We start from the raw sequence: 15,928 nt of genomic DNA on the forward strand, positions 1-15,928 counted from the left end.
AAAATGACTGAGGATGCCCGATCGAGCCTGTTCCAATCGCACTCGATCGCCGAGAACTACCGCCAGTACCTCCTGCCGACGGTCTTCGAGCCATGGGCGCGGCACCTGGTGGAGACCGTCGCGCCCCGGCCGGGCCTAACGGTGCTCGATGTCGCCTCGGGCACCGGAGCGGTCGCCAGGGCCGCTGCGACGGCGGTGGGACCGGCCGGCCGGGTGATCGCGAGCGATATCAGCACGGGAATGCTCGCCGAGGTCTCTCGCGGTGCAGACCCGGAAGGCGCGTCGATCGAGACCCTGGAGGCACCGGCGACAGCCCTTCCGCTCGAGGACGACTCGGTCGACATCGTGCTCTGCCAGCACGGACTGCCCTTCGTGCGCGACCAGGCGGCCGCCCTCGCGGAGATGAAGCGAGTGCTTCGTCCTGGCGGCAGTCTCGGCATCGTCGTGTGGGTCGCCGCCATGCGCCTTGAGCCCTTCGACAGTTACGGAGACGCCCTCCGCGACGAGGGCATCGACGAGCCGTTCACCCGGGCCTGGGACTTCGACTCATTCAAGATGACCCGGGCGAAGCTCGTGAAAATACTCGCGGGATTCGAGAGCACCACGATCGAGACCACCTCGCTGCGCCTCGACTGGCCGAGCGTCGACGACGCGGTCAACGGCATTTTCGGTACACCCTACGGACCGGTGCTCTCCGCCCTCATGCCCGAGCGACGGGATCATGCGGTATCGGCGCTGAGGGACTGGATGACGGCCTCGCCGCATCCGCTCGTCACCGCGTTCGTCGCGACGGCTACGGCCTGACCGACGGCGCCCTGCGGTCGTGCCCCATCGTGCCGGTGGTGGGACTCGAACCCACACGCCCTTTCGAGCAAAGCATTTTGAGTGCTCCGCGTCTGCCATTCCGCCACACCGGCGCACGATACCGAGCCCAAGAATACCGTAGGGTTGTGATCGTGCCAGACCAGGAAAACGCTACTCAGACCCCCCGCCGTGTGGTGGTGGCCGAGGATGAGTCGCTCATCCGCCTCGACATCGTCGAAACGCTTCGAGACAACGGCTTCGAGGTCGTCGGTGAGGCCGGGGACGGGGAGACCGCCGTCGCCCTGGCCACGGAACTGCGACCGGATCTCGTGATCATGGACGTGAAGATGCCGCTCCTCGACGGGATCTCCGCCGCCGAGCGACTCACCAAGAACCACATCGCACCCGTGGTCCTGCTCACCGCCTTCAGCCAGAAGGAGCTCGTCGAGCGGGCGACCGAGGCCGGCGCCCTCGCCTACGTCGTGAAGCCCTTCACGCCCAACGACCTGCTTCCGGCGATCGAGATCGCTCTGGCGCGGTACGCGCAGATCATCACCCTCGAGGCCGAGGTCACCGACCTCGTCGAACGCTTCGAGACCCGCAAGCTCGTGGATCGCGCCAAGGGCCTCCTCAACGAGAAGATGGGGCTCACCGAGCCCGAGGCATTCCGCTGGATCCAGAAGGCATCCATGGACCGCCGTCTCACCATGCACGATGTCGCCCAGGCGATCATCGAGCAGCTCTCCGCCAAGAAGTAGCGCACAGCTCCGCTCGATCCCACGCGCCTCGGTGCGTGGCTTTTCTCGGTGCCGGTAAGCCGACAGCGGAGATCCCGGATGACGCGCCGGTTCTGCCGTCCGCCGCGCGGCGTGTCCGAGCCGGGGTCCGCCGGTGGACTCTCCCTGCGGGCGCCGCTGGCTAGACGACCGCGCCGCAACCGCTCCCCGCGAAGCCTCGACGCAGCACGCTCGACGCGGTCGAAGCCTCGACGCAGCACGGTCGACGCGACCGAGGCAGGCCGACGCCTGCCTCGGCGGCCGTCGAGGTCAGGCGTCGCGCAGGAAGTTGGTCATGCGCACGGTCGACAGTCGTCGACCCTGCTCGTCCCGCATCACGATTTCGTGAGTGGCGAGGGTGCGACCCAGGTTGAGCGCCACACAGGTGCCGGTGACGATTCCCGACGTGATGGAGCGACTGTGGGTCGCGTTGATCTCGATGCCGACCGCGATGCGCCCGGGTCCGGCATGGATCGCGGATGACACGGATCCGAGGGTCTCGGCGAGTACGACATGCGCGCCGCCGTGGAGGAGCCCGACGACCTGGGTGTTGCCATCGACGGGCATGGTCGCGACGGACCGTTCGGCCGAGAGTTCGAGGAATTCGAAGCCCATCTTCTGGGCGAGGGCACCGCCGCCGGAGTTCACCAGCCGCTCCACCAGTTCCGGGTCGAGATCGTCGGGGATGATGGTCATCGTCTTCTTCCTGGCGGGCTGCGGGGTGTCGGCGGCCGCGGATAGGCTGGCTTCGTGCCGGACAACGAAAAGCCTACCCTCCTCGTTATCGACGGGCATTCGCTTGCCTTCCGGGCGTTCTACGCCCTACCCGTCGACAGTTTCCAGAACCGGGAGGGACAGCACACCAACGCGATCCACGGGTTCATCTCGATGATGCTGAACCTGCTTCAGAAAGAGAAGCCGAGCCATCTCGCGGTGGCCTTCGATATCTCGCGCTACTCCTTCCGCACCAGGGAATATCCCGAATACAAGGGCACAAGGGGCGAGACCCCGGCGGAATTCATCGGCCAGATCCCCCTTCTCGAAGAGGCGCTCCACGCCATGGGTATCACCACGATCTCGAAGGAGGACTACGAGGCCGACGACATCCTCGCCACCCTCGCCTCGAAGGGAGCGCAGGAGGGCTTCCGGGTGCTCATCGTCTCCGGCGACCGGGACGCGATCCAGATGGTGAACGACGACGTGACCCTTCTCTACCCGAACGCCCGCGGGGTGTCGGAGCTCAAGCGTTACGACCGGGATGCCGTGTTCGAGCGGTACGGCATCGAACCGCACCAGTACCCGGATGTCGCCGCTCTCGTCGGCGAGACCAGCGACAACCTCATCGGCATCGACAAGGTGGGGGAGAAGACCGCCGTCAAGTGGATCACCCAGTACGGCGGACTCGACGAGGTGCTCGCTCACGCGGATGAGATCAAGGGCGTGGTCGGGGAGAAGCTGCGTGAGCAGCAGGACCGTGCCATCCGCAACCGAAAGCTCAACCACCTGCTCACCGATGTCGAATTGCCTGTCGGCCCCCACGATCTCGATCGGCGGCCGATCGACGAAGCGGCCGTGCGCGAGGTCTTCGACAAGCTGCAGTTCCGAACCTTGCTCGACCGCGTACTGAAGATCGCGGCGGCCGCGGGTGACCCCGTCTCGGTGGAGTCCACCGGCGAGGGTTCCGCTGCCCCGGTATCGGAGATCCCCGGCGTGCGAACGATGATCGATGAAGAACTCGGACACTGGATCGCGACGGTGACGGCGAAGGGAACCAGAGCACTCGGCCTCCACCTCGACATCGGTCTCGATGGCATCACCGGATTCGGGCTGGCGACGACGGATGACTCCGCCTATGTTCCGTGGGCTGCCGGCCGCCCGGACTACGACGCCCTCGCCGCGTGGCTCGCGTCCCCCGCTCCGAAGTACCTGTTCGACTACAAGCCAGCGCTCAAGCGACTGCAGAAGGCCGGCCTCCCCATCGACGGCGTCGCCTTCGACACGACCCTCGCCGCCTGGCTGCTGAAGCCCGGCGGTCACGACCAGCCCCTCGCGGATCAGGTCTACACGCACCTCGGCGAGCACCTGGCCGAACCGGATCCCAACCAGCTCGTGCCGGAAACGGATGCGGTGAGTGCGGCAACCCAGGCGTGGTACGTCCTTCGGCTCTCGGAGTACCTGAGCGAACGGCTCGACGAGGGATCGCTGCGCGTGCTTCGCGAGATCGAGTTGCCTCTCGTCCCCGTCGTCTCGGCGATGGAGTCGACGGGCATCACGGTGAATTCGGGTATCCTCGAGCGGCTCAATCGCGAGCTCGGAGAGACGGCGGCGGATCTGGCCGCGCGCGCCTACGCGGAGATCGGCGGCCGGGAGATCAATCTCGGGTCGCCCAAGCAGCTGCAGCAGGTGCTTTTCGAGGACCTGCAGATGCCCAAGACGCGGGCCAACAAGACCGGCTATTCGACGGATGCCGCCTCCCTCGCCGACCTTCAGGAGCAGAATCCGCATCCATTCCTCGACCTGCTGCTGCAGCATCGGGACGCCACCAAGCTCCGACAGATCGTCGACACGCTGGAGAAGGCCATCGCCGACGACCACCGGGTGCACACGCGCTACGACCAGACCGGCACGAGCACGGGGCGCATCTCCTCGACCGACCCGAACCTGCAGAACATCCCGGTGCGCACGTCGGTGGGCCGTGAGATCCGCACCGCCTTCGAGTGCGGACCGGAGTTCACGACACTGCTCACCGCCGACTACTCGCAGATCGAGATGCGGATCATGGCTCACCTCTCCGGGGACGCCGGGCTCATCGAGGCCTTCAACTCCGGCGAGGACCTCCACCGTTTCGTCGGCTCCCGCATCTTCGGCGTCGACCCGTCTGACGTCAGCTCGGCGATGCGCACCAAGGTCAAGGCGATGTCGTACGGACTCGCCTACGGCCTCAGCGCTTTCGGGCTGAGCAAGCAACTGCGGATCGAGAACTCCGAGGCGAAGCAGCTGATGACCGACTACTTCGAGCGCTTCGGCGCCGTGCGCGACTACCTGCGGAGTGTCGTGGACCAGGCGCGGGAAGACGGCTACACCGAAACGATCTTCGGTCGTCGCCGCCCGTTCCCCGACCTCGCGTCGAATAACCGGGTGCTCAAGCAGAATGCGGAGCGCGCCGCACTCAACGCGCCGATCCAGGGCTCGGCCGCGGACATCCTCAAGATCGCGATGCTCGGGGTGGCCTCGGACCTCGACGAGCGGGGGCTCGAGTCCCGGCTGCTGCTCCAGGTTCACGACGAGCTGGTCTTCGAGGTTGCCGCGGGCGAGCTCGATGTGCTCACCGCGGTCGTCACCGATCGGATGGGGCACGCCGCAGACCTCGCGGTGCCGCTCGAGGTGCAGATCGGCCTCGGGGCGAACTGGGACGCCGCAGCCCACTGACGGTTTAGCCCACTTACGGTCCAGCCGACTGACGGTCCAGCCCACTGGCGGCCCAGCCGCATCCCCTCGCCGCGCTCCGGTGTGAGACTCGCGCCCGAACAGTGGGATGCGGGTGGGATTCTCTGGCGCACAGTCTCGGCAGAGTGACGGCGCGCCCCCCGAAGTATTGCGACACGCCGCGCCTGTGAATGGCATGTGAGTTGACAAGCGGACACAAACGGACTTATATAAACGCAGAACAACATTCCCGATGTTGTTATGTCCCAGACAAAGAGGTCCGATGTACGCTCCTGAGCGACACAAGCAGATCCTGGAGACTGCGCGGTCCTTCGGCCGCGTGGAGGTCGCCGGACTCGCGCGTGACCTCGCGGTGACACCGGAGACCGTGCGCCGTGATCTCACGGCCCTCGAGCGCCGCGGGGTTCTCCGTCGGGTGCACGGGGGAGCCATCCCGGTCGAACGCTTCGGTAACGAACCGGATGTCGCGGACCGCGAAGCTCACTCCACCGGGCAGAAGGAACGCATCGCCCGCGCAGCCCTCGAAGAGCTCCCCGACGGCGGCTCGATCATCCTCGACGCCGGAACGACGACGGTGCGTCTCGCGCAACTGCTTCCGACCGACAGGGAGCTCACCGTCGTCACCCACTCGATCCCCGTCGCGGCGATTCTCACGGGACGATCGAACATCAACCTGCACCTTCTCGGCGGTGTCGTGCGCCCGCGAACGCTGGCCGCGGTGGGGGAGTGGACCAAGGCGCAGATCGTCGATGTCTTCGCGGATGTCGCCTTCATGGGTACCAACGGGATCAGCGTGGAACGCGGGCTCACCACTCCCGATATCGCCGAGGCCACCATCAAGCGCGCCCTGATCGAGGCATCCCGACGCGTCGTCGTGCTCGCCGACCACACCAAGTTCGGCCGGGAGGACTTCGCCCGTGTCGCGCCGCTCAGCGTGGTGGACACGATCATCACGGATGTCGGCCTCGACGTGGAGTTCGCCGAGGACATCGAGAGCGCCGGCCCGACGGTGGTGATCGTGTGATCGTCTCCGTGACGCTGAATCCCAGCCTCGACCGCACGGTGCAGGTCGATCGTCTCGAGCGCGGTGCTGTTCTCCGCACGAGCGCGCCGACGCTGGAGCCCGGCGGCAAGGGCGTGAATCTCACCCGCGCACTCTCGCGCAACGGCATCGACAGCATCGCCGTGCTGCCCGTCGGTGGCCCGGAGGGCGCCGAGCTGAGCGCGTTGCTGGATGCTGCCGGGGTGGCAACCCGGCTCGTGCCGGTGAACGGTCGCACCCGGTCGAACCTCACGGTCTCCGAGCCCGATGGCACCGCCACCAAGTTGAATGAGCCGGGCTCCCCGCTCTCCACCGCGGATTTCTCCGTGCTCGCCACCGTGCTCGCCGGGCTGGTTTCGGCACGCGACTGGGTGGTCTTCTCCGGGAGCATCCCTCCGGAGTGCTCCGCCGACCAGCTCGTGGCGCTCATGACCTCCGTCACGGACCTCGGAGCATCCCTCGCCGTCGACACCAGCGGGGATGCCCTCACCGCCTCGATTTCGGCCCGGCCACGGGTGATCAAGCCCAACCGTGCCGAACTCGCGGAGGCGGTCGGCCGTGAGCTTGGCTCCATTTCCGAAGTGATCGTCGCAGCGGAAGAGCTTCGGTCACGCGGAGTCGAGCGCGTCCTGGTGAGTCTCGGTGCCGATGGTGCCGTCCTCGTCGGGGAGCACGGGGCGATCGTCGGTGAATCGACAGTGCTCGAGCACCGCAGCACCGTCGGGGCGGGCGACTGCTTCCTCGCCGGTTTCCTCTCCAAATTCAGCGCCGACGAATCAGACGAGGAATCGGCTCTGGTCGAGGCTCTCGCCTGGGGTGCGGCCGCAGTCGGTCTTCCGGGTACCTCCGTTCCCGGTCCGGGCGATATCGCCTACTCAAACGTCCATCTGGTCTGGCAGCCGGATTTGGATCGGCCACTCGTGGCTACCTGATTACCGCCGAACCCCCACCCATCCGTACAGTCCTGATCCGTACAAAGGAGTACCACTAGAAATGTCCGATTACACTCCCGTGGCCGCCGGTACCGGCGCCCGCGCACGCATCCAGCGGGGCGGTGCATTCCTCGCCGGAATGATCATGCCGAACCTTGGTGCGTTCATCGCCTGGGGCCTCGTCACTGCCCTCTTCATCCCGAATGGCTGGGTCAACGAAATCGCCCGAGCGACCGGTGCGGTCGCGAAGGATGGCGTCGTGCCGTTCGCCAGCCAGGCGTCGACCATCGTCGGCCCGATCATCGTGTTCCTGCTTCCGATCCTCATCGGTTACACCGGTGGTCGCACGGTTCACGGCCAGCGAGGTGCCGTCGTCGGCGCGATCGCGACGATCGGTGTCATCGTCTCGCCGCTCGCGCTCGGTCTGGCCGCGGCAGGGGCCACTGCGCCGAAGTCGATCGCCGACCTCGGTCCGCAGTTCCTCGGGGCACTCATCATCGGCCCGCTCGCAGCCCTGCTGCTCAAGTGGATCGACAGCATGATCGACGGAAAGCTCCGGGGCGGTTTCGAGATGCTGGTGGATAACTTCACCTCCGGCATCGTCGGAGGCTTCTCCGCGCTCGTCGGTGTGTTCGCCCTCGGCCCGGCCGTGTTCTGGCTGACCACCGTGTTCGCGAACTTCGTTGACGCCCTCATCAACGCGAAGCTGCTTCCCCTCGCCTCGATCATCATCGAACCGGCGAAGATCCTGTTCCTCAACAACGCGATCGGTAACGGCGTGCTCGTTCCGCTCGCGGCGAAGCAGGCGGCCGGACCGGATGGCAAGTCCATCCTGTTCATGCTCGAGTCGAACCCCGGCCCCGGCCTCGGCATCCTCGTCGCGATGATGCTCTTCGGACCGATCGCCATCCGCGCGACCGTGCCGGCGGCGATCGTCGTGCAGTTCCTCGGCGGCATCCACGAGATCTACTTCCCGTATGTGCTCATGAAGCCGATCCTGCTCATCGCCGCCATCGCGGGTGGAGCCTCCGGTGTGCTCATGTTCAGCCTGTTCAACGACGGACTGCTCGCTCCGGCTTCGCCGGGAAGCATCTTCGCCTACATCCTCGTGGCCTACCCGGGTGATCTTCCGACCATCCTTCTGGGAATCCTCGTGTCTGCGGGCGTAGCGTTCATCGTGGGAGCTGCGCTGCTCGGCTTCGGTCGCAACCAGAACAGTGGACTCGACCTCGAGGCCGCCAAGGAGCAGAGCGCGCGCAACAAGAACAAGCCGGCGACCGCCCCAGTCGCCTGACCCGTAGTACAACACTCAAGGAGAAACACACATGGCAACCATCGACGGATCGAGCATCAAGAAGCTCATCGTTGCGTGCGACGCGGGAATGGGCAGCAGCGTGATGCTGGCCGCGACGCTGAAGAAGCAACTCGCGAAGAACGGAGTGACGGTGGCGCATTCCCCCGTCGCATCCATTCCCAGCGACGCCGACCTGGTGTTCACCCACACGGGACTGGCCGACCGGGCACGGCACACCGTGCCGGATGTCCCGGTCGTGCCGTTCCAGCTGTTCCTGGGTGACCCTGCCGTCGCCAAGATCGTCAAGGCCATTCAAAACGGCGAGACCTTCGAGGCGTAGAAGATGACAGACGAAACCGCTCCCGCCCTCTCGACGCTGCTGGCCGAGTCGTCCATTCGACTCGACCAGTCAGCGAAGAACCAGGAAGACGCGATCAGGCAGACCGGGGCAGCCCTGCTGGAGGCCGGCGCGATCGATGCCTCCTACATCGAGGCCATGCTCGAACGCGAGCGGTCGGTTTCCACCTTCGTCGGGGAGGGTGTCGCGATTCCTCACGGCACCCTCGCCGGCAAGGACTCGGTGAAGAACGATGCACTCGTCGTTCTCCGCTTTCCGGATGGCGTGGACTGGGACGGCAACGATGTGCGGGTCTGCGTCGGCATCGCCGCGCGCGGCAACGGGCACATCGCCCTGCTGTCCCAGCTCGCCACCGTGCTTCTCGACCCGGACAAGGCCGCCGCGCTCCGGGCGGCCACCACGAGTTCAGAGGTCTATGAGCTTCTGAAGCCCGACCCGGAAGACGAGTAGGACGCGTGAAGGTAGCGAGGTTCTACGCGCCCGGCGACATCCGGCTGGAAGAATTAGCCGAACCGCAGGTCTCTGCGGGTGAAGTGAAGATCCGAGTGCGCAACTGCTCCACCTGCGGCACCGACGTCAAGATATCCCGTTCGGGTCATCCCAACATGACACCGCCGCAGGTGATGGGGCATGAGATCGCCGGTGAGATCGTGGATGTCGGGGACGGCGTCGAGGGCTGGGCCGCGGGAGACCGCGTGCAGGTCATCGCGGCGATCCCGGACGGCACCTGCCCCGACTGCCTGGCCGGTCGCCAGACCGTCTGCCCCCACCAGCTGTCGATGGGCTACCAGTTCCCCGGCGGTTTCGCGGAATTCATGATCGTGCCGCGTGAGGTCTTACGAGTGGACGGGCTCAACCGCATCCCCGAGGGTCTCGGTTTCGCCGAGGCCAGCCTCGCCGAACCCCTGGCCTGCGTGCTCAACGGCCAGGAACTGGCCAGGGTCGGAGCGGGCGATGTGGTCGTCGTCATCGGATCCGGCCCGATCGGCTGCCTGCACGTGCGACTCGCACGGGCGCGCGGCGCCGCTCGGGTGATCCTCGTCGATCTGAACGCCGACCGTTTGAAGAAGGCCGCCGATCTCGTGAAACCAGACCTCGCGATCGCCTCGGAATCGACGGACCCCGTCGCGGCCGTACTCGAGGCGACAAGCGGTCGGGGAGCGGATGTCGTGATCACCGCGGCCGCATCCGGAGCCGCCCAGGAGCAGGGGCTGTTGATGCTCGCACGCCGTGGTCGCCTCAGCCTGTTCGGCGGACTGCCGAAGGACCATCCGACGATCACCGTCGATTCGAACCTCGTGCACTACCGTGAACTCACGATCGTGGGCGTGAACGGGTCGAGTCCCGCCCACAACAAGGAGGCCCTGGAATTGATCGCGTCGGGAGCTGTGCCGGTGACCGATCTCATCACCCATCGGCTGCCCCTCGACGAGGTGCTCGAGGCCATCGAAATCGTCGCTCGCGGCGACGGTATCAAAGTCACGATCGAACCCTGAACCATCCACTCTCGACCTCTTGCAGCACCGAACACCAAGGAGCCAGAAATGCCTGAACGTACCGTCACCGTCGCCTCCAGCGTCGGACTCCACGCCCGCCCCGCATCCCTGTTCAGCCAGGCCGCCGCGAAGGTCGGGGTGCCGGTCACCCTCACGAGCGCCGCCGGTAAGACGGTGAATGCGGCCAGCATCCTCGGTGTGCTCTCGCTCGGAATCGGACACGGCGAGGTGGTCACGCTCAAGGCGGACGGCGACGAGGCCGAGACGGCCCTCGATTCACTCGCCGAGCTTCTGAACACCGATCTCGACAAAGAGTGACGTCGCTCTGAACAGGAGCGACCGACTGTTCTAGGCTCGGGGGATGACTGATGCAGACCAGGCCCACGAGGCCCGTCCCACGACCCCCATCGATGCGATAGCCGAGACCTGGGTCGACACAGAGCTCGATCTCTTCCCGGAGTATCGCGTCTACCTCGGCCGCGAAGGACACGAGGGCGAGTACGCCGACTACTCGCCGGAGGGCGCCGAGCGGGTGATCTCGGAGGTCAGGAAGACCCTCGCGAGCATCCAGGCGGCCACCGCCGTCGATGCGGTGGACGAGGTCACCAAGATGGACCTCAGCCGTGAACTCCAACTCCAGATCGACAAGCACGAGGCCGGATTCGACCAGCGTGACCTCAACGTCATCGCGTCCGCACCGCAAAGTCTCCGCGACATCTTCGACCTGATGCCGACCGACACGGAAGAGGACTGGTCACACGTGGCCACGCGGATGCGCAACCTCCCGGCGGCCATGGACGGCTACATCCGCACGCTGCGAACCGGCATCGCCGCCGGAAATGTGCCGGCAATCCGCCAGGTGCGGGAGGTCCTGGCGCAGGCGGCCAAGCAGGTCGCCGATACCGGGTTCTTCCATCGGCTGGCCGAGGGAGCCCGGGCGGGAGAGAGCGATCTTCCCGTGTCGTTGCGCGGAGACCTCGCGGCTGCGGCGCGCGACTCCGCCGGCGCCTATGCGAGCCTCTCCGACTTTCTCCAGAACGAGCTCGCCACGCACGCACCGGAGCGCGATGCCGTGGGCCGCGACATCTACACGCTCGCCTCGCGGGACTTCCTCGGCGCCGTCGTCGACCTCGATGAGACCTATGAGTGGGGCATCGAGGAGCTCGCTCGGATGACGGCGGAGCAGGAGTCGATCGCGCGCGAGATCAAGCCCGGCGCGACGGTACTCGAGGCGATCGAGTTCCTCGACCAGGATGCGAGTCGCAAGCTGCATGGCACGGATGCCCTGCAGAAATGGATGCAGGAGACCAGCGACCGCGCCGTGGAGGAGCTCTCGCGGGTGCACTTCGACATCCCCGCCGAGGTTCGTCGGCTCGAATGCATGATCGCCCCGACCCAAGAGGGCGGCATCTACTACACGCCTCCCACCGATGATTTCTCCCGCGCGGGACGTATGTGGTGGAGCGTGCCAGAAGGTGTCACCGAATTCGACACCTGGCGCGAGCTCACGACCGTGTACCACGAGGGAGTGCCCGGGCATCACCTGCAGATCGGTCAGGCCGTCTATAACAAGGCACTGCTCAACACCTGGCGTCGCAATGCCGGAACCTCGGGGCACGCCGAGGGCTGGGCGCTCTACGCGGAGCGCCTGATGGAGCAGCTCGGTTACCTCGATGACCCCGCCGATCGGCTCGGAATGCTCGACGGACAGCGGATGCGCGCTGCCCGGGTGGTGCTCGACATCGGGGTGCACCTCGAAAAGACGCTTCCCGACGGCTCGGGCCCCTGGACCGGCGAATACGCCTTCGGATTCCTCGGCGAGAACGTCAACATGAGCCCGGAGTTCGTGCGTTTCGAAGTCAACCGCTACCTCGGCTGGCCCGGACAAGCCCCCTCCTACAAGATCGGGCAGCGCATCTGGGAGCAGCTTCGCGACGAATATGCCCGTCGCGAGGGGGCGGCATTCGACATCAAGGCGTTCCACAAGAAGGCCCTCGACATCGGCGGTGTCGGCCTCGACACGCTGAAGGCGGCTCTGCTCGCGTAGTTGCCTCACCGTCGGGAGGTCGGGCGTGGCCCGGCGTTCCCGCGAGGTTCCCTCTCATCACACCAGCTCAGGATCGAGATAGCCCATGACCGAGACCTCTGCCGACCGGATCGTGATCGCCGGGGCATCCGGCTTCATCGGACGCTATCTCGCCGATGCATTCGGTGACGCCGGCGCATCGGTGCGGGTGATCGGGCGCGACGGCGCGGATGCCTCGTGGGGGGATACCGCCGCCATCGTCGACCTGATCGACGGGGCCGACCTGCTCATCAATCTGGCAGGGAAGAGCGTCAACTGTCGCTACACCGCGGCCAACCGGGCCGAGATTGTGCGCTCCCGCGTGGAGACCACGCGGGAGCTCGCCGAGGCGATTCGTGAGTGCCAGAACCCGCCGTCGCTCTGGATCAATTCATCGACAGCGACGATCTATCGGCATGCCGAAGACCGACCGATGACCGAGTCGACCGGCGAGCTCGGCGACGGCTTCTCGGTGGACGTTGCACGGGCATGGGAACAGGAGTTCTTCGATGGCGAGTTGCCGGGCACGAGGCGGGTCGCGCTCCGGATGGCGATCGTGCTCGGCGACGGCAGCGCCCTCCTCCCGCTGATCGCGCTGGCCCGGATGGGACTCGGGGGACCCCAGTTGGATGGCCACTGGTTCGCGAGTCCCGCCCGTCGCGCGGCCGGCACGTTCCACGAGAACCGGGGGAGTGCGGGCCGGCAGAAGTTCAGCTGGATTCATCTGGCCGACGTGCTCGGCATCATCCAATTTCTTCGCGAACATCCCGATATCGACGGTCCGGTCAACCTGAGCTCGCCACACCCGAGCGATAACCGCACCGTGATGCAGATCATCCGGGATGTCGTGGGGATGCCGTTCGGGCTCCCGGCGGCACGCTGGATGCTCGAGATCGGTTCGGCCGTAATCAAGACCGAGACCGAGTTGGTGCTCAAGAGTCGCTGGGTGCTGCCCGAGCGGCTCACCGGGGCCGGCTACACCTTCGAATACCCCGAGCTGCGGCCCGCCGTGCGAGCAATTGTCGCCGCGCGCAAGTGAGCCGGTGGGTCACCCGAGCGCGCCGATCCGTCGATAAGAGCTGACCGGGTAGCGCCAGGGAGCAGAAACTGACGGGCGCAACGCGCGGATCGGGGCGGGTGGCGCGGGCCATGGGGGGGCTATAGACTGAAATGTCGCAATTCTGTGACAATCCATCCGCCTGCCAGTCGCGGAAAACACACGAAATACTCTGCAAGACAGCACGTCCCTGCGGCCGGCCCAAATAAATGTCCATCCTGGAGCAACTACTACATGACAATCGTAACGACCGACAAGGCGCCCAAGCAGGTCGCAATCAACGACATCGGATCTGCTGAAGACTTTCTCGCCGCGGTCGAAAAGACTCTCAAATTCTTCAACGACGGAGACCTCATCGAGGGCACCGTCGTCAAGATCGATCGTGACGAGGTCCTCCTCGACGTCGGTTACAAGACCGAGGGTGTAATCCCCTCTCGTGAACTCTCCATCAAGCACGACGTGGACCCCACCGAGGTCGTCCAGGTCGGCGATGTGGTCGAAGCCCTCGTCCTCCAGAAGGAAGACAAAGAAGGCCGGCTCATCCTCTCCAAGAAGCGCGCTCAGTACGAGCGTGCGTGGGGCGATGTGGAGAAGATCAAGGATGCTGACGGCGTCGTCACCGGTTCGGTCATCGAGGTCGTCAAGGGCGGCCTCATCGTCGACATCGGACTCCGCGGATTCCTCCCGGCCTCGCTCATCGAGCTGCGCCGCGTGCGCGACCTCACGCCGTACCTCGGCCAGGAGATCGAGGCCAAGATCCTCGAGCTCGACAAGAACCGCAACAACGTTGTGCTTTCTCGCCGCGCCCTCCTCGAGCAGACCCAGTCCGAAAGCCGCACGACCTTCCTCAACAACCTCGCCAAGGGCCAGGTCCGCAAGGGTGTCGTCTCGTCGATCGTCAACTTCGGTGCGTTCGTCGACCTGGGTGGCGTCGATGGTCTCGTCCACGTCTCCGAGCTCAGCTGGAAGCACATCGAGCACGCCTCAGAGGTCGTCGAGGTTGGCCAGGAGGTCACCGTCGAGATTCTCGAGGTCGACCTCGAGCGCGAGCGCGTCTCCCTGTCGCTCAAGGCCACTCAAGAGGACCCGTGGCAGGTATTCGCCCGCACCCACGCCATCGGCCAGGTTGCTCCCGGAAAGGTCACGAAGCTCGTCCCCTTCGGCGCGTTCGTTCGCGTTGCAGAGGGCATCGAGGGTCTCGTGCACATCTCGGAACTCTCCGGCAAGCATGTCGAGCTCGCCGAGCAGGTCGTTTCGGTCGGCGACGAGGTCTTCGTCAAGGTCATCGACATCGACCTCGAGCGTCGCCGCATCTCCCTCTCGCTGAAGCAGGCGAACGAGGGCGTCGACCCCGAAGGCACCGAGTTCGACCCGGCGCTATACGGAATGCTCACCGAGTACGACGAGGCGGGCAACTACAAGTACCCGGACGGCTTCGACCCGGAGACCAACGAGTGGAAAGAGGGCTTCGAGTCCCAGCGCGAGAAGTGGGAGCAGGACTACGCTGCAGCCCAGGCTCGCTGGGAAGCCCACAAGAAGCAGGTTGCGACCGCCGACGAGATCAGCGACGCACCGGTCGCCGGAGGCTCCTCGTTCTCGAACGACGCCGACTCCGCCGGAACGCTGGCGGATGACGAGGCACTCGCGGCTCTTCGCGAGAAGCTGAGCTCCAACTCCTAAGCAGTCCCCATCGCAACGGCCGGGCCCCTCGGGTCCGGCCGTTGCGTAGTTAAGCGGGCCGCACGACGGACCGGGTCGCTCGTCAACTGGGTCGCCCGCGGAATGCGGGCCGTCGCGGACAATCCGGGCCGGCGCGCCGGCCCGATCGGTCCGCACTGGCCCGCCGGAGGGGCGCGCAGGGGAGGGAATACCCGGCGGCGGCTAAACTGGCGCACGTGTATCTCATCGGCCTCACCGGAGGCATCGCTTCGGGCAAGACCGTCGTCGCGAAGCGCCTCGAGCAACTCGGGGCGACGGTGGTGGATGCCGACCAGCTCGCGCGGGATGTGGTCGCCCCCGGAACTCCAGGCCTCGCGGCGATCGCGCAGCGCTTCGGCCCCGGCGTCATCTCCGCCGACGGCTCCCTCGACCGCGCTGCCCTCGGGGCGCTGATCTTCCAGGATCCGGATGCCCGGCTCGCGCTCAACGGCATCACCCACCCGGCCATCCGAGAACTCAGTGGGCAGCTGTTCGCGGCCGCTGAGCGTGCCGATCCGGATGCGGTGGTGGTCTATGACGTCCCCCTTCTCGTGGAGGCGTCACAGGATCCGGGATATCACGACTTCGACCTCATCGTCGTGGTGAACGCGAGCGCGGAGACCCGCCGTGAACGGCTCGTGCGGTTGCGCGGACTCAGCCGAGAAGAGGCGAAACACCGGCTCAATTCCCAGGCCACCGACACGGAACGTCTCGCCATCGCAGACGTGGTGATCGACAGCAACGGCACTGTGGACGAGACGATCGCGCAGGCGGATGCCCTCTGGGGCAGCCTTCCCCGCTGACCTCGTCACAGGGTCTGTCGACGGGACAGACGCACTGTGCCCGGAAGGGCAACGATGCGCATCACTCCGCGCCTGCGACAGAGGATCGGGCGGACCTGTGACGGTCAAGGAGTTTTGCTCTGCCGCCCGGCGTCGTGAGCGAACCGGAAATCCATC

Annotated in this window: 15 protein-coding genes and 1 tRNA gene; 14 read left to right on the forward strand and 2 right to left on the reverse strand. The window is 66.1% G+C overall.

All coding sequences use genetic code 11. From position 1 onward, the window contains the following. Positions 1 to 3 precede the first annotated feature (3 nt). Complete coding sequence (locus ABIB54_RS10350; protein WP_354575437.1) at positions 4 to 804, forward strand: class I SAM-dependent methyltransferase; 801 nt, start codon at positions 4 to 6, stop codon at positions 802 to 804. Positions 805 to 834: 30 nt separating this feature from the next. Here the strand turns inward: ABIB54_RS10350 and ABIB54_RS10355 are convergent. Next, a tRNA-Leu gene (locus tag ABIB54_RS10355) sits at positions 835 to 917 on the reverse strand. 39 nt (positions 918 to 956) lie between these two features. Between ABIB54_RS10355 and ABIB54_RS10360 the strand changes: the two genes are divergently transcribed. Then, positions 957 to 1,562, forward strand: coding sequence for an ANTAR domain-containing response regulator (locus tag ABIB54_RS10360; RefSeq protein WP_185203877.1), 606 nt, complete (start codon positions 957 to 959; stop codon positions 1,560 to 1,562). A gap of 288 nt (positions 1,563 to 1,850) precedes the next feature. On the opposite strand, the gene ABIB54_RS10365 is transcribed toward ABIB54_RS10360, so the two are convergent. Next, positions 1,851 to 2,276: a hotdog fold thioesterase gene (locus ABIB54_RS10365; RefSeq protein WP_185203876.1), complete on the reverse strand. Its 426-nt coding sequence runs from the start codon at positions 2,274 to 2,276 to the stop codon at positions 1,851 to 1,853. 54 nt (positions 2,277 to 2,330) lie between these two features. On the opposite strand from ABIB54_RS10365, the gene polA reads away from it, so the two are divergent. The 12 genes from polA to coaE all read left to right on the forward strand — a co-directional run bounded on the left by polA (position 2,331) and on the right by coaE (position 15,772). Then, on the forward strand, positions 2,331 to 5,009 hold the full coding sequence (gene polA / locus ABIB54_RS10370; protein WP_354575438.1) for a DNA polymerase I: 2,679 nt from the start codon (positions 2,331 to 2,333) through the stop codon (positions 5,007 to 5,009). 280 nt (positions 5,010 to 5,289) lie between these two features. Next, a complete protein-coding gene (locus ABIB54_RS10375) occupies positions 5,290 to 6,051 on the forward strand; it encodes a DeoR/GlpR family DNA-binding transcription regulator (RefSeq protein ID WP_185203874.1) in 762 nt (253 codons plus the stop codon). 8 nt (positions 6,052 to 6,059) lie between these two features. Next, positions 6,060 to 7,001 carry a 1-phosphofructokinase family hexose kinase gene (locus ABIB54_RS10380; protein ID WP_354575439.1) on the forward strand — a complete coding sequence of 314 codons (942 nt, stop codon included), beginning with the start codon at positions 6,060 to 6,062 and terminating at the stop codon, positions 6,999 to 7,001. 61 nt (positions 7,002 to 7,062) lie between these two features. Beyond that, on the forward strand, positions 7,063 to 8,295 hold the full coding sequence (locus ABIB54_RS10385) for a PTS transporter subunit EIIC (RefSeq protein ID WP_354575440.1): 1,233 nt from the start codon (positions 7,063 to 7,065) through the stop codon (positions 8,293 to 8,295). Positions 8,296 to 8,326: 31 nt separating this feature from the next. After that, on the forward strand, positions 8,327 to 8,635 hold the full coding sequence (locus ABIB54_RS10390; RefSeq protein ID WP_354575441.1) for a PTS sugar transporter subunit IIBC family protein: 309 nt from the start codon (positions 8,327 to 8,329) through the stop codon (positions 8,633 to 8,635). Between the two features lie 3 nt (positions 8,636 to 8,638). Next, complete coding sequence (locus ABIB54_RS10395; protein WP_354575442.1) at positions 8,639 to 9,103, forward strand: PTS mannitol transporter subunit IIA; 465 nt, start codon at positions 8,639 to 8,641, stop codon at positions 9,101 to 9,103. Positions 9,104 to 9,108: 5 nt separating this feature from the next. After that, complete coding sequence (locus ABIB54_RS10400; protein WP_354575443.1) at positions 9,109 to 10,149, forward strand: zinc-dependent dehydrogenase; 1,041 nt, start codon at positions 9,109 to 9,111, stop codon at positions 10,147 to 10,149. Positions 10,150 to 10,197: 48 nt separating this feature from the next. Continuing rightward, the gene (locus ABIB54_RS10405) at positions 10,198 to 10,467 is read left to right on the forward strand and encodes an HPr family phosphocarrier protein (protein WP_354575444.1); all 270 of its coding nucleotides are present in this window, start codon (positions 10,198 to 10,200) and stop codon (positions 10,465 to 10,467) included. A gap of 43 nt (positions 10,468 to 10,510) precedes the next feature. Then, entirely contained in the window at positions 10,511 to 12,196 is a 1,686-nt protein-coding gene (locus tag ABIB54_RS10410) for a DUF885 domain-containing protein (protein ID WP_354575445.1), read from the forward strand. An 85-nt stretch (positions 12,197 to 12,281) separates the two neighbouring features. Then, on the forward strand, positions 12,282 to 13,253 hold the full coding sequence (locus tag ABIB54_RS10415) for an epimerase (RefSeq protein WP_354575446.1): 972 nt from the start codon (positions 12,282 to 12,284) through the stop codon (positions 13,251 to 13,253). Between the two features lie 252 nt (positions 13,254 to 13,505). After that, entirely contained in the window at positions 13,506 to 14,951 is a 1,446-nt protein-coding gene (rpsA, locus tag ABIB54_RS10420; RefSeq protein WP_185203865.1) for a 30S ribosomal protein S1, read from the forward strand. 215 nt (positions 14,952 to 15,166) lie between these two features. Further along, a complete protein-coding gene (coaE, locus tag ABIB54_RS10425; RefSeq protein ID WP_354575447.1) occupies positions 15,167 to 15,772 on the forward strand; it encodes a dephospho-CoA kinase in 606 nt (201 codons plus the stop codon). The last annotated feature ends 156 nt before the right edge of the window (positions 15,773 to 15,928 follow it).

Source organism: Frigoribacterium sp. UYMn621 (assembly GCF_040549525.1).
GTDB lineage: Bacteria > Actinomycetota > Actinomycetes > Actinomycetales > Microbacteriaceae > Lacisediminihabitans.